The sequence below is a fragment of the Cupriavidus basilensis genome (genome assembly GCF_029335485.1).
GTDB lineage: Bacteria > Pseudomonadota > Gammaproteobacteria > Burkholderiales > Burkholderiaceae > Cupriavidus > Cupriavidus basilensis_E.
Genome location: NZ_JARJLM010000151.1, coordinates 1 through 765 on the forward strand (window position 1 = coordinate 1; position 765 = coordinate 765).

Genomic DNA, 765 nt, shown 5'->3' on the forward strand with positions numbered 1-765 from the left:
CATGAGGAGGGCGCCAAGTGAGCATGAACCTCGTCACCCTGCTCTACCTGCTGGCCTCGGTCTGCTTCATCCAGGCGCTCAAGGGCCTGTCGCACCCCAGCTCCGCACGGCGCGGCAACGCCTTCGGCATGATCGGCATGGCCATCGCCGCCGTCACCACGCTGGTGCTGATCGCCAAGCTCAAGAACGAGTTCCTGGCCATCGGCGCCGGCCAGTCGTCGGTGGCCGAAGGCATGGCGCTGATCTTCGGCGCGCTGGTGGTCGGCGGCGGTATCGGCGCCTTCGTGGCGAAACGGGTCGAGATGACCAAGATGCCCGAACTGGTGGCCGCCATGCACTCGCTGATCGGTATGGCCGCGGTCTGCATCGCGGTCGCCGTGGTGGCCGAGCCGTCGGCCTTCAGCATCACGCCGCCGGGCTCGCACGATATCCCGCTGGGCAACCGCATCGAACTGTTCATCGGCTGCTTCGTCGGCGCCATCACCTTCTCCGGTTCGGTGATCGCCTTCGGCAAGCTGTCGGGCAAGTACAAGTTCCGCCTGTTCCAGGGCGCACCGGTGTCCTTCGCCGGCCAGCACATGCTGAACCTGCTGCTGGCGGTGGCCATGATTGGCTTCGGCGCCATCTTCTGCCTGTCGCAGGCCTGGCTGCCCTTCCTGCTGATGCTGGCGATCGCCTTCGTGCTGGGGGTGCTGATCATCATCCCGATCGGCGGCGCGGACATGCCGGTGGTGGTGTCGATGCTCAACTCGTACTCGGGCTGGG

Annotated in this window: 1 protein-coding gene; it reads left to right on the plus strand. The window is 66.3% G+C overall.

The window, feature by feature from the left end:
• Positions 1–23: 23 nt before the first annotated feature.
• Positions 24–765 (plus strand): NAD(P)(+) transhydrogenase (Re/Si-specific) subunit beta (locus P3W85_RS08645; RefSeq protein ID WP_276264463.1); only part of this gene is annotated, 742 nt, incomplete at its 3' end.